Below are 12,988 nucleotides of genomic sequence, written 5' to 3'. Positions count from 1 at the left end.
TCCGCTCGTGGATCCGGGGACGGGCTCGCGGGGACCGTGGTCGCCGATCACGCCGACGTCATCGGGCACCACGATCGTTGGGAGCTGCGCGCCGCCGCCGGCGGCGGCGAGGTCGCCTGGTCGCGGTTCAAGCGCGGGCTTTTCCGCAGCGGGTCGCGGTTCCGGGATGAGCAGCTCGTCCAGCTCTACGGGGCTATCGCCGACGAACTGATCGGCCAGCTCCACGGCGCGTGGACACAGGCGGATTCCATTGTAGGTCTCGCTACTTTTCCACTATATCCGAGAAATGTCGTCCCTCTCCCCCGACAGCTCCGTACCGTCGGCGCGCGTCGAGAAAGAACGGGATTTCTACCGCATGCTCCTGGAGCTCGGTCAGGCCGACGAGATCGATCCGTTCCTCTCGGACGCGCTCGCGCTGATCGTCGAGATCAGCGGGGCTCTCCGGGGGTACATCGAGCTGATGTTCGCTCCCGACGACCGAGAGCCCGCGTTCTGGGTCGCGCACGGGTGCGAGGACCAGGACATCGCGAAGATCCGCGCGGCGTTCTCGCGGGGGGTCATGGCCGAGGCGATCGCAACTGGGCGCACGATCAGCACGGTATCTGCGCTCCTCGACCCTCGCTTTCGCTCGAGCAAGAGCGTCCAGCAGAACCGTATCGAGGCGCTGATCTGCGCGCCGGTCGGCTCGGCTCCGCCGGTGGGGGTAGTCTACCTGCAGGACCGTGCGCAGAAGGGGCCGTTCTCCGAGGAAGCCCGGCGGCACGTCGAGGTCTTCGCGCGGCACATCACTCCGTTCGCCGATCGGCTGCTGCTCCGGAGGCGCCGGTCGGACGAGGCGGACTCGACTCGTCTTCCCCGCCGTACGCTGCGGGCGGACGACATCGTCGGCAGGAGCCGCGCCCTCGCGGAGATGCTCGCGCAGGTCGCGGCGGCGGCTCCGCTGGACGTCGCGGTCCTGCTCACGGGGGCCTCCGGCACAGGCAAGACGCAGCTCGCCCGCGTGATCCACGAGAGCAGCCCGCGGGCTCACGGGCCGTTCGTTGAGCTGAACTGCGCGGCGCTCCCGGAGGGGCTCCTCGAGAGCGAGCTGTTCGGCGCGCTGCCAGGCGCGCACTCGACGGCGGCGAGGAAGATCGAGGGCAAGGTGGCCGCCGCGGAGCGTGGCACTTTGTTTCTCGACGAGATTGGGGAGCTGAAGCCCTACGGACAGGCCAAGCTGCTCCAGCTGCTCCAGTCCAAGGAGTATTACCCGCTGGGCGGGGCGCGGCCTGTTCGGGCCGATGTGCGCGTGATCGCCGCAACGAACATCGATCTCAAGGTGGCAGTCCAGCGCAAGGAGTTCCGTGAGGATCTGCTGTACCGGCTCCAGGTGTTGCCGATCCGGCTCCCGTCGCTCACCGAGCGAAGGGAGGATGTCGCGCTCCTCTCGGAGCATTTCTGCGCGAAGACGTGCAAGGCCCATGGCTTTTCCCGTCTCCAGCTCAGCGTGGACGCGCTCTGCGCGGTGGAGGCGGCGGAGTGGAGCGGCAACGTGCGCGAGCTCGGGCACGCCGTGGAGGCCGCCGCCATCCGCGCGGCGGCGGAGGGGGTCGCGCAGATCGAGCGGCGGCACCTGTTCCCGGCGGCGGCGGGGGCGAGCCGACCGGAGAAGGGCGCCGTCGCTCCGGTCGAGGTTGGGCCGTACAGGGGGCTGACCTTCCAGGAGGCGACTCGCCGGTTCCAGGCTGCGCTGCTCCGCGACGCGCTGGAGGAGAACGGCTGGAACGTGACCGAGGCCGCGGCGAAGCTCGATCTCGCCCGCTCCCACGCGTACAGGCTGGTCCGCGCTTTCGACCTCTCGCGGCGGTGATGGGGCGTCTCTTCCAGGGGATCCCGTGGAGGGGACGGGCGTCCCTTCCAGGGGACGCGTGCCCTCTCCCAGGGATCGCCCGCCCAGCTGAACGCGCCTGACGGACCGCCTTTCGCAGCCTCGAGCCTGGCGGCGCGCTCATGGCATATCCAATGCAAACAATGCCAACAACGCAAAAAAAGGTGCACCCGAGGGGGTCGGCAGCTGCGCGCGCCCGCTGGGATAGATCCGCACGCCGCCCAGTTTGCGCGAACGACGACGCACCGATCTCCGAGAGGAATCGACGCACATGAATATCACAGGCAGGCTGTTCACGGTCACCAATCTGGAGACATTCGTCGCCAGCTACGTGAAGACCAACGGCAGGCCGACCGAAGGCTTCGCGCCCCTCGGCAAGACGCGCGTTCACCTCGCGACCGACCTGCCGAACGGCCAGTTCTCCGGCAGCTTCATCCCGTCGATGTCGTTCAGTATAGATTCGAATGACCTGGGTGAGTTTTCATTCGCGATCCCAAGTTCGCTCGCGAGTTCCCGCGGTCAGCTCATCGCATTCCGGACGACCATGATGCCACACCCGGTCCCGGGGTTCCCCCCGATCCGGATACTGGATCCGCTCTATCGCTCCAAGCCGTTCAGGTTCAGCGACGTTTCCACGCAGGAGCAGCAGACGGTCCAGAAGATCTTCATCGCCCAGCTGACCACGCCGGACGACCAGGGGATCTCCCAGACGAAGCTCAACCTGACGCTGGCGCCCATCCGCAAAAACCTGGAGCTGGACAGCCTGAAGGCCACCATCCTGAGCAGCCGGGTGAACGTGCATGCGACCAAGCGCGGCGGCGACCTGAAGTTCTCTGCGTTCGTGCGCGGTTCCACCTCGGACGACCTGGGGTGCGTCATCGACGTCAAGGCCGGGGAGATCGATATCGATCTGCCGGGACCGGACTGCATCGTCGGCCTGTGTGTGGACGAGGGGCAGATCGAGGAGCGGATCCGGAAAGGCCTGTCTCGGCTTTCCAGCGAGCTCAGCCAGGACCTGCGTACGGCGGTCAAGAAGCGACTGCCGGGAGTCGGCGATTTGGCCAGCATCTCGGTCTGGAGGTGTCGATTCGTCCAAACAGGGACCCGGACCATCAAGCTCCCCATCACGAGCCAGGCCTTCGAGTTGCCGATGATGTCGGTCGTGCCCGATATCGCCATCGGCGTCCTGGAGAGCTTCCGGGCGGACCTGTACTGAGCGGCGCGACGTCCCATGGACCGTGGGTCAAGACCGTGCATCGCGGCGGCCGGATCGTCGGTTCTACGGGACCGACTGCTCCACACGGCGCTGACAGGCCTGCCAGTCGGCGCGGGCCGCGGCCTCGGATATGTTCAGCAGCTCGACCCTGCGCTCGATGGACAGGCAATCGCGGGTCGCCAACCACAGCTTCGGGTCGTCAGGGCCCCGGGGCACCTCGAGGTCCGTCCACACCCGCGCGGTCCCATCGGCGGACGCCGTGATGACGCGCCGGCCGTCGGGGCTCCACTCGGCGGAGTAGACCGGTTCGGCGTGACCGCGCAGTATCAGCGGTTCGCCCTTGCCGTCCGCGCTCCAGATACGCGCGGTGCCATCCCGAGATGCGGTCAGGATGCGCTTGCCGTCGGCGCTCCACACCGCCCGAAGGACGTCGTTGTCGTGTCCGGCGAGGATCACGGGCTCGCCGCTCCCATCCACGTTCCACACCCGCGCGGTCTTGTCCGTGGACACGGTCACGACGCGCTTCCCGTCGGGGCTCCATTCCGCTGCGGAGAGGAAGGCCTCGTGCCGGGCGATGACGACCGGTTGGCCCGTCCCGTCGGCGTTCCACACGCGGGCGGTGTTGTCGTACGACGCTGTGACGACGCGCCGGCTGTCGGGGCTCCAGGAAGCGTACTTGACGAGGAGCTCATGGCCGCGCAGGACCAGCGGTTCGCCCGTTCCGTCGGCATTCCAGATGCGCGCCGTCAAATCGTCCGAGGCGCTGACGATGCGCCGGCCATCGGGGCTCCACGCCGCGAAGTTCACCCTCTCGTGGTGGCCGCGCAGGATGAGGGGGGTCCCCGTGCCGTCCGCGCTCCACACACGTACGGTGTAGTCCTCCGAGGTGGTGACGATGTGCTTTCCATCGGGGCTCCACGTCGCGGAGAAGATCCTGCCCTCGTGGCCGCGCAGGATGAGGGGTGTCCCCGTGCCGTCCGCGCTCCACACCCGTGCTGTTCCGTCCCACGACCCGCTGGCGATGTGCCTTCCGTCGGGGCTCCACGCCGCCACGAACACCACGTTCTGGTGCCCGTGGAGGACCACGGGGTCGCCCGTCCCGTCTGCGTTCCACAGCCACACCTTCTTGTCCCAGTCCGTCGCCAGGATGCGCCTCCCATCGGGGCTGAAGGTCGTGGACAGCAGGTAGCTCGTGGACAGCCGCCGGAGCCCATGCGGGCTCAGGACGATGGGCTCGCCCGTGCCGTCAGCGTTCCATATGCGCGCCCTCCCGTCCTCCGAGGCGGTCACGATTCGCTTCCCATCGGGGCTCCACGCCGCCCAGTAGACGTCGCCCCCTAGCTCGATGTTGAAAACGATGGGCTCGCCCGTGCCATCGGCGTTCCACACGCGCGCGGTGTTGTCCCAGGATGCGGTAACGATGTGCCTTCCATCGGGGCTCCACGCCCCAGCGCCCACCCAGCCCCGGTGACCTCGGAGGACGATGGGCTCGCCCGTGCCATCGGCGTTCCACACACGTGCCGTCTCGTCACGAGATGCGGTCAGAATACGCCGGCTATCGGGACTGTACGCCACGAGCTGGATGACGTCCCTGTGACCTCGGAGGACGATGGGCTCACCCGTGCCGTCGGCGTTCCACACGCGCGCGGTCTTGTCCGAGGACGCGGTGGCGATGTGCTTTCCATCGGGGCTCCACGTCACCGAGTACACGGTCTCGTCGTGACCGCGGAGCACGAGCGGTTCGCCCGTTCCATCGGCGCGCCACACGCGGGCAGCGCGGTCGTCGCACGCGGTGGCGATGCGCGCGCCGTCCGGGCTCCACGCGACGGACGAAATCCTGCTCGAATGGCGGAGGACGACGCTGCTGATGCTGCCGTGGAGCGCGCCGAACACCAGATCGGACCAGCCCCGCGGCGCGCCCGGCGGCTCGACCTCGCGCAGGAGGGCGAGCGCGGTCGTAGGGTCGCTCCGCTCCAGCTCGCGCGCCGCCGCCATGCGCGTGGCGTTGCGCGCCTGCCTGGCCTCCTCCTGCGCGAGCGTCGCCTCCCGGTCGGCGCGCGCAGCCTCGTTCTGCGCCCGGACCGCGAGGAGCGACACGGCGATGGCGATCGCGGAGAGCGCGGCGATGACACCCGCCGCCATCCGCCATCGCAGGCGCCGCGCGCGATCGGCGAGGGCGACGACCGCGCGCAGATACCGCTCCTCCCCGCGGTCGATACCCAGCTCCGCGCCCGCGCCGCGCTCCGCCTGCCGGCGCGACAGCCACGCTCGGGCCTCGTCGGCCGCGCGGTCCCGCCAGAGGAGCCCCTCGGCCTCCGCGCCGGCCTTCCATTGCTGTGCCGCCACGCGGAGCCGGGCCAGGAACTGGGCGTCCTGCGCGCTCTCGTCGAGCCATTGCCGGAGCTTCGCCCATGCGTCGATCAAGGACTCGTGCACGAGCTCCACCGTCGCGCCGTCCCGCTCGGCAGACGCCTCGATCAGGAGGAGCCTTGCGTCGGCAAGATGATGGACCACCCGCTGAAGGGTGCCGCCCCCCTCCGCGAGCCCGGTCAGCTCGGCGATGCCCACCACCGCGCGCGTGCGCTCGGGCGTGCAGAGGCGCAAGAACACCGCCCGACAGAGCTGCTGATCGGCCGGCGAGAGCGCCCCGAGGACGGTGTCCGCGTGGGTGGACAGCGCGCCCGCGACCCCGCCGAGCCTCTCGTAGCTGTCGCGCGTCAGCAGGCGGCGCTCGCTGTCCCGCGCCTCCCACAGCCTGGTGGCCGTGAATTGCAAGAGCGGCAGCGGGCTCCGCGTCTTCTCGAGCGCGTCGAGCATCGCCTCGATCATGCCCTCCTGCTCGAAGCGAATGTCGGCCGCCCCCAGCGGTCGGGTCAGCACCTCGCGCAGGCCGGCGCGCCCCATGGGCGGGAGCAGCACGAGCCCCCGTGTCACCTCGGTCGTCAGCCATCGATCCTCGGCCACGCGGTCGAGGAAATCCGAGCGGAGGGAGAGGATCACGCGCAGCGGGGAGGACGCGTCGTCGGCCGCGCCCGCGAGGCACGCGATGAACGCGGTCCGCTCGGCTGGATCTGCGCTCAGCGTATACAGCTCTTCGAGCTGATCGACGAACAGCAGGACGTGCTGTGGGCCTTCCGGCCGCCGGCACCGCGCGCGCAGCGCGGCGCCGAGCAGGCCGGGCCGGGCGCGGAGGATCGGGATCAGCGCCTCGGGGTCGGTCAGCTCGATCGGACCGGGCGCGGCGCTCTCCAGGCTCGCGCCCCCGGCCTGGGCGAGCACATCGGCGAGCGCGGCGCACGGCCGGAGGCCAGGGCGGAGGGTGAAGGCCTCCCAGCGCTCCCCGGACCGCTTCAAGGCCGGGATCACGCCCGCGCGCACGAACGACGATTTGCCCGCGCCCGAGGCGCCGGCCACGGCCACGACCGGCTGGTTGCGCAGCCGCTCCAGGAGGCTCGCGATCTCGCGCTCGCGACCGAAGAAGCGCCCCGCGTCGGCCTCCTGGAACGCCGAGAGGCCGGCGAACGGGCTCCCGTCCTCACCCAGCGAGGGTGTCTGTCGGCGGGTCGCGAGCAGCTCGAGCGCGGCGCACAGCTCCTCGGCCGAGCCGAAGCGCTCTTCCCTGCGCTTCTTCAGGCAACGATCGATGATATGGCCGAGCGGCCCCACGTCGGGCCGTCTCTCCCTCGCCCCGGGCATCGGCAGAGCGGGATCCGCCGTCTCGGCCAGCCGCTGCGCGATCTGCGGCGCGAACGGGTGCGCGCCGGTGCACAGCTCGAACAGGAGGAGCCCCACGGCCCAGAGATCGCAGCGAGGATCGATCTCCTCGCACCTCCATTGCTCGGGCGACATGTACGGGAACGTGCCGACGAGCGTCGCCTCGTCGGTCACGGCGGTCGTGCTGGGTAGCGCGCTGGTGGCGCCCGTGACCCGCGAGATCTCCTCCTGCCCGAGCCGCGCGGCGATGCCGAAGTCGAGGACCTTGATGGGCCCGGCGTCGGTCAGGACGATGTTCTCCGGCTTGAGGTCGCGGTGCACGATCCCGAGCCGATGGGCGCAGCCGAGCGCGCGCACCACGGGAATCATCAGCTCGGCCGCGAGGCCGGGCGGCACCGGGGCGGGCCCGCGATCATTCAGCCATTCGCGCAGCGTGCGGCCTTCGAGGTATTCGAGCACCATGAACGCGGTGCCGTCGATCTCGTCCACCTCGTGGATGACGACGATGTTCTCGTGCTCGCAGCGGGCCGTGGCCCTCGCCTCGACCAGGAAGCGCTCCGCGCCGCGGCCCCCGTGCTCCAGCAACATCTTGATGGCGACCCGGCGGCCGAGCCGGGGGTCGCGCGCCAGGAACACGGCGCCCATGCCCCCCTGACCCAGCTTGCGGATGATCTCGTAGTGCTTGACGGTGGAGCCGATCGGCCACAGCGCGCGCTCGACGGTGGACGGAGCGGAGTCCCCCATCGCTCCCCGAGATCGTTCGGAGATCATTCGACCGTCCCCAGCGGCCAGGGCAGCCGTTCGGGGCGGGGGCGCTCGGCGGGATCACGCACCCGGATCTCGTGTCGTGATGGGGCCGGCGATCGAGCGGCATCGCTGGCGAGAATCGCGGCCACGGCCACGCCGGCGAATACGCCGCCGATCGACACGACGATCCACGAGGGGGGACCTCTGGGGGAAGATCGCTGTGGGTCATGTCGCGGCTGCGGCGCTTGCGCGCGCATCGGGGCGGGTTGCATCCGGTGGCATGCTATACCCACATTCCGGAGCGGCGCGACGGCACGGAACGCGCCGGGTCGGGGCCCGCAGTCGTCAGCCCGGCGCGCCCAGCGCGCCGTCGTCAGCCCGGCGCGCCCAGCGCGCCGTCGTCGGCCCCCGTCTCGGTCGCCGGCGGGGCGGCCGGCGCGCTGTTCGTCGCCTCGCCCTTGGCGCCGCCCTGCCCCCGTCGGGCGCCGGCCTCGCGGTGCGCGTCGAGCGGGCGGAGGGCCTTCCGGACGGCTTCGATGGTCTCGGGCTCGTCCTCGTCGACCATGCCGGCGATCTTGGTCGCGTAGTTGACGATGGCGGACTGGATGGAGCGCACGTACGTCGCGAGGTTCGATGTCGCGGCGGCCTCTTTCTGCAGCTTGTCTTTCACCATCGCGTCGTAGCGCGGCAGGACGTTGCCGATCTGCTCGAGGAACTCGGGCCCGGCGATCGCGTCGATCTCCGGCTTCAGGCCCGCTTCCTCGATGTGCGCGAGGATGGAGGCCATCACCGTGTTCTGCGCGGAGTACTCGGCGGTGAGGAACGACAGGCCGTCATCGCCGAACAGCTCCTGGACGAGCTCTCCGGCGCGCCGGGCGTGCGGGAAGCGCGCCTCGGGCAGCATCGAGGTCGCGACGAGGCGCATGCGCAGCGCGCCGAAGCTCGTGTCGGCCTCCCGGTCGAGCACGCGCACGTCGTCCTCGGACAGGGCGCCGTTCTCCCGGCGACGCGCGGTGAGCGCCTTCTGGCCTGCCTCCCCGGCGGCCTTCAGCTTCGTACACGCCTTGGCGACGTTCTCCGGCGCCGCCTCCGGACAGGCTGCGACCAGCGCGCTGGCGAGGGTCACGCCATTGGCAATGTTGATGATGGGCGCGCGAACGTAGATCGAAGCATCGAACGTTTGGTCCATCGTGTACCGATATGAACGCTGATATCCCAGGTCAATCCCTCCGGTCGTCGTTAACGTGCTATGGACTGCGTCTCCTTGCCTCTCCTTGCCTCTCCTTGCCTCTCCTTGCCTCTCCTTGCCTCTCCTTGCCTCTCCTTGCCTCGACGGGTCGCCGGCATGTCGGAGATGCCGCGGGGGGCCTCGACGGGTCGCCGGCATGCTCGGAGATCCCCGGGGGGTTCCCGGAACGGGTCGGCGTCGTGCTGGCGCAGGCCGATCGGGTTCTCTCCAGAGGTCGTCGACCTGCTGGACAGGCCCGGAGGCCTCCCGGAACGGGTGATCGACCCGTCCGGCAGACCTCGAGGCCTCCGGCGCCGGCCTCGACCCCGCGGCCGGTCCGCAGGCCGTGGCGGCACGCACCCCCAAGCACACCTCTCCGGTTCCGCGGCTGTCCGCGCATCGAGGACGGACAACCTGGCGCTCGGGGCGCCATCCGGGGCCGAGCAATGTCCTAGCGCTCCGGTGGGGACGCTTGCTTCTGGAGAATGTGCGGGCGAGCGTGCGCGGGCGAGAAAATTCGCGGGGTGGAGGCAATGAGCATGGGCGAACGATCCAGGCCGGCGCGACGGAGGGCGATCCTTGCGGTCGCCGTGGCCGCCATGGCGTTCGGCGCGACGGCGGCCGGGTGCTTGTGGAAGTTCGGGGACGACACGTTCGGGAGCTTCTGCGCGGCGGCGGTGGGCGGCGAGGAGCACTGCGTGGGCGAGAATCAGGGGCCGGGCGCCGCGTGGGCCCAGGCCGAGAAGGACGGCGCGCTGCCCATCGAGGTGTGGGCCACATGGCCGAACAACAAGACGCCGGAGGAGATCGTCGCGAGCGATCACTCGCTCGGCGTCTGGTTCGGCCACATCGACGAGGCGATCGCGTACGTGCGCGACGACGCGAGGAACGCCGAGTCGCTGCGGGCGACGCTCGCGGGCAAGCTCGCGCGGCTGCTCGACGAGGCGAGGGACCGCCAGAGGGTGCTGCTCGCGGAGGCGCCGGTCGACGCCCCGGGCAACTTCAAGAAAGCAATGATCGACAAGGCCAGCGCCGAGAGGGAGCCGCTCGCCGCCGCGCTCGCGGCCGACCGGCAGGCGATGGCGGCCGTGCAGGTGATCTTCGACCAGGCCCGGGACGAGGCCGCCCCGCTGCGATCGAAATACGCGGACGTCGCGGCGCGCTTCGCCGCGTACCGCGCGACCGAGGCGGCGGAGACGGCGGCGTACGCGGCGCTCTCGGCGCAGGCGTCGCTGTCGGACATCGACGGTCTCGACGGCGTGGAGCAGGCCGTGCTCGCGGCGGCGCGCGAGGCGGGCCGCGCGCCCGGCGAGCTCACCGCGGAGATCCTGAGGTGGTCGGCGACGCTCCAGGTCTTCGCGGCCTCCTTCGATGAGGCGATGGCGCCGCACAGGGAGCTGCTCGCCACGCACGGCGCGGTGCTGCCCGACATGACGTCGGACGCGCTGCGCTCGCTGAACGCGATGCTGGGTTACGTGAAGGGTCGCGTCGCCCGGAGCGACGCGACCGCGGCGGCGCTGCTCGGCGGCATCGCGCTGCGCCGGCAGGCGCTCCGCGTGCTGCAGATGGACGAGGCGGCGCGCGAGGCCGTCGCAGGGGCGCGGACGCGCAAGGCGTCGGACGCCTTCGAGCAGCGTGCGCGCGCGCAGGTCGCGGCGCTGTCGGCGGCGCCGCCGGTGAGCGAGAAGCTCGGGCTGCCGCTCTTGGCCGAGCGGTGCGGGGAGCTCCTGGCGCTGGCGCAGCTGCGACCGCTCTGCGATGCGGCGGGGTCGTCCTGGCGCGAGGCCGGGTGCGCCGAGCTTCGAGGAAGGTTCGACGCCGCGGAGGCCGAGCTCAGGACGGGGGTGCCGCAGAAGATCGCGGCGGGTCTCGCGGCGCTGCGGGAGAAGGGCATGGCCGCGGCGGAGCTCGACGCGGCTCAGGCGAGGCTCGACGCGGGGGACGTGAAGGGCGCCGCGATCGCGTATGACGCCGCCGTGCGCGGCGCGGAGGGGACATGAGAGGCTTCAAGGACGTTGCGCTGCGCGGCCGGAGCGCCGCGGTGTTCCAGAGGCTCGTCGCGCTGGTCACGGCGCTGGCGGTGCTGGCGCCGTCGTTCGCGTGGGCCGGCACGCCGTACAGGCTGGACTGGGTTAGCACGGAATCCAGCGCGTCGTGCGAGGCCCCTTTCCTCGCTCACAACGGAGGGACGTACTTCCATGTGAACGACACGCCGCTCCCCACCTACGAGGTTCCGGACACGCTGGTGACCCACGATGACGGCTCGCAGAGCCACCAGGCGGAGGCGGAGTTCGACTCGGTGCTGCTCCGGTTCGGAGCGAACGACTTCCACTTCGGTGTGCGGAACGCTGGCGGTGACGACTGGTGCACCGACGCGCACGAGCTTGTTAGCCTCGTCTCGGAGCCGCTCGGCCTGAACAAGCCGCTCTTCCATGTGCGGCGCAGCGGGACGGCGTTCTCCGGCGCCACGACCCTCGACCTGAGCCTCGCGGAGGTCAACCCGGCGCTGGCGCGCGACATCGAGATCCTGCTGGCCGAGATCGCCAAGGAGCGCGCAGCGCTCGTGGCAAACGCACGGGCGGTGGGCCTGCTCGCGGAGAAGATGGACCTGCTCCAGCAGCTCGACACCGAGCTCAAGGACCTTGTCGGCCGGCCGCTGGACGAGATCTCGCGGACTGACCTCGAGGCGATCCTGGACCGGTACAAGGACGCGGTCGCGCCGGAGACGCGCGCGGCGATGGAGCAGCTCGTCGACGACCTGAAGAAGAGCGTCAGCGACCTCGAGGACGAGCTCGCGCGGCTGATGGACGAGTTCGGCGCGCAGGCCGACGAGGTGGCGGACCTGGCGACGGAAGACGCGCGCGCCGAGGGCTGGGATCCGGACGACCCGCAGGCGTACGCGCTCGGGGAGAGCGAGGTGCCGTGGGTGGAGGTGCCGGACATCGCGGAGGTGGAGGGGGCGTTCGACGACGGGAGGGATCCCTATGCCGCGTACGCGGACGCGGTGCTCGCGGCGCTGGAGGCGGACGTCAGCGGCCGGGTGGTGGTCCTCCGGGCGGACTTCGTGGCGAACGTGCGGGCGTGGCGGGCCAACAGCGCGGCGCTGGAGATCGCGCTGCGCGACCGGATGGGCGTGTCGCTCGCGGAGACCAACGCATTCCTGAAGGCGCAGAACCGGATCACCGCGTTCGTGCGGCAGTTCATGGATGCGTCGGACTGGTTCATCGAAACGCCGATCCCGCCGGATCTGCGGGTGCAGGTGGACACGGTGCTGAAGCCGCGGTTCGACGCGCTCGCGGACCAGATGAAGGACAACCTCAACCTGTGGACAGGGGACGGGTTCGATCTGGAGCAGACGCAGCTCTATCAGACGATCAGCGCGTTCGCGGGGGCGATGTCGACCGTCGCCGAGGGGTTCGGGGCGTACGCGGAGGTGATGCAGACGCTGGTGCACGCGACGACGCGCATCGGGGTGGGGTTCGTGCCGGTGGTGGGGCCGGCGCTCGACCTGTGCGAGGCCGTGACGGGCAAGGCGTGGTGCTTGCCGTCGGGGGAGGAGCTGAGCGACGAGGAGCGGATCTTCTCGGGGATAGGGTTCGGGGTCGCGGCGATCGGGCCGATGTGGCGGGTGATCAAGACCGCCGGGGGGCTCAGGCCGTCCGCGATCCGGGTGGCCGGCGAGATCGCTGAGATCGAGGAGGTTTTCGCCAAGATCGTGAAGACGAACCGCGTCCGGGGGTACAAGACGCTCACGGGGGCGATCACGAAGTTCGATGTGGACATCTTCGAGAAGAAGGCGGCCAAGTTCCTGGTGGACGACGGAAGATCGCTCATCGGGGTCGGTGACGACGGCGTGCGCGACGTGCTCAAGATTCCGAGGGAATCAAGCACTGGGGGCAGCGAAGGGGCAGCGCCCGACTTCTTGTCGATATCCAGCGGGCACAAGCTGATCGTGAGCGAGGCAAAGGGGGGCGGAAAAATCCCCTTCTTCAAGGTGCGCGATCAGCTTTTGAACGCGATGGAGGCGTTGAAGAAGAGGAGGCTCGATGGAGACGTGGCGCGGGTCGAGATCATCATCGAGCAGGGGGCGAAGTTCGATCCGAACAAGTTTACCGTGAAGGACGGCTACCTGTTCGATTGGGATGCTGGCGAGACCGTTATCCTCGAGGGTTTCAACAAACCCATCATGGTGATCCGGCTATGAGCTATTCAGGAC

Annotated in this window: 6 protein-coding genes; 4 read left to right on the top strand and 2 right to left on the bottom strand. The window is 70.1% G+C overall.

The window, feature by feature from the left end; all coding sequences use genetic code 11:
- Nucleotides 1-286: 286 nt before the first annotated feature.
- Both WMF22_RS32855 and WMF22_RS32850 read left to right on the top strand, forming a co-directional pair.
- Nucleotides 287-1,849 (top strand): sigma 54-interacting transcriptional regulator, encoded by a 1,563-nt coding sequence (locus WMF22_RS32855; protein ID WP_438032338.1) that lies wholly within the window; start codon nucleotides 287-289, stop codon nucleotides 1,847-1,849.
- A 289-nt stretch (nucleotides 1,850-2,138) separates the two neighbouring features.
- Nucleotides 2,139-3,083 carry a hypothetical protein gene (locus WMF22_RS32850; protein ID WP_438032337.1) on the top strand — a complete coding sequence of 315 codons (945 nt, stop codon included), beginning with the start codon at nucleotides 2,139-2,141 and terminating at the stop codon, nucleotides 3,081-3,083.
- 63 nt (nucleotides 3,084-3,146) lie between these two features.
- Here WMF22_RS32850 and WMF22_RS32845 read toward each other — a convergent pair whose 3' ends face one another.
- Together WMF22_RS32845 and WMF22_RS32840 are read right to left on the bottom strand one after the other, a co-directional pair.
- Nucleotides 3,147-7,541 carry an nSTAND1 domain-containing NTPase gene (locus tag WMF22_RS32845; RefSeq protein ID WP_438032336.1) on the bottom strand — a complete coding sequence of 1,465 codons (4,395 nt, stop codon included), beginning with the start codon at nucleotides 7,539-7,541 and terminating at the stop codon, nucleotides 3,147-3,149.
- Between the two features lie 376 nt (nucleotides 7,542-7,917).
- Nucleotides 7,918-8,733 carry a hypothetical protein gene (locus tag WMF22_RS32840; RefSeq protein ID WP_438032335.1) on the bottom strand — a complete coding sequence of 272 codons (816 nt, stop codon included), beginning with the start codon at nucleotides 8,731-8,733 and terminating at the stop codon, nucleotides 7,918-7,920.
- 578 nt (nucleotides 8,734-9,311) lie between these two features.
- On the opposite strand from WMF22_RS32840, the gene WMF22_RS32835 reads away from it, so the two are divergent.
- Together WMF22_RS32835 and WMF22_RS32830 are read left to right on the top strand one after the other, a co-directional pair.
- A complete protein-coding gene (locus WMF22_RS32835) occupies nucleotides 9,312-10,772 on the top strand; it encodes a hypothetical protein (protein ID WP_438032334.1) in 1,461 nt (486 codons plus the stop codon).
- A complete protein-coding gene (locus tag WMF22_RS32830) occupies nucleotides 10,769-12,976 on the top strand; it encodes a hypothetical protein (RefSeq protein WP_438032333.1) in 2,208 nt (735 codons plus the stop codon). Before WMF22_RS32835 ends, WMF22_RS32830 begins: the two co-directional genes overlap by 4 nt.
- Nucleotides 12,977-12,988: the final 12 nt, after the last annotated feature.

Source organism: Sorangium sp. So ce204, assembly GCF_051526795.1.
GTDB lineage: Bacteria > Myxococcota_A > Polyangia > Polyangiales > Polyangiaceae > Sorangium > Sorangium cellulosum_B.
Note: the sequence above shows the minus strand (reverse complement) of the source record. Positions and strands in the feature narration are given on the sequence as shown.